The following is a 632-nucleotide window of genomic DNA, read 5'->3' on the forward strand; positions in this document are numbered from 1 at the left end:
CGCGCTCCAGCCGCGCCAGCGCCTCGCCCAGCGCCGCGCTCATCGCCGCCGCGGCCTCGGCCGGGACGATGCGGCCGTCGCGGCGCGCCCCGCCCGGCAGCGGCGCGGTGCCCTCGACCATGTACTGGCCAAGCACCCGGCTCTCGCCCGTGCCATCGGCCAGCAGCAGGCCGGAGAGGGAGGCGCGGGCGATCCCCGCCAGCGGCTCCGCCTGCAGCCGGGTCAGCTCGCCCTCCAGGACCAGCTCCGCCCGCAGGCGCGAACCGGGCGCGGTGACCGCGGCGAAGCGGCCGCTGGCCAGCAGCCAGCGCCGCAGCGCCTCCTCCGCCAGGTCGGCGGGCGGGGCGGCCCATTCGGCCCAGAACTCCTGCGTCACCACGTCGCCGGCGCCGAGCACCCGCAGCCCCCGCTGGTCGAGGCCGGGGGCGGCGCGCAGCGTGCGCAGCAGCAGCACCGGGCCGCGCCGCGTCGCCGCCACGGCGGGCGGGCGTTCCGGCGACAGGGCGAAGCGCTGCGGCTCCTGGAAGGGCCGGTCCGGCAGCACCGAGCAGGCGGGCAGCGCGGCCAGCGCCAGCAGCAGGGCGCGGCGGCCGGGCGGGGTCATCGGCGGGTCTCCGGCGCGGCCGGCCGGC

At 81.3% G+C, this 632-nt stretch carries 1 protein-coding gene; it reads right to left on the reverse strand.

What is annotated here, in order from left to right; all coding sequences use genetic code 11:
* Nucleotides 1-604 (reverse strand): ABC-type transport auxiliary lipoprotein family protein (locus E2C05_RS32335; RefSeq protein WP_133223667.1); only part of this gene is annotated, 604 nt, incomplete at its 3' end.
* Between the last annotated feature and the right edge of the window lie 28 nt (nt 605-632).

Origin of the sequence: Paracraurococcus ruber (assembly GCF_004353985.1) — a bacterium.
GTDB lineage: Bacteria > Pseudomonadota > Alphaproteobacteria > Acetobacterales > Acetobacteraceae > Paracraurococcus > Paracraurococcus ruber.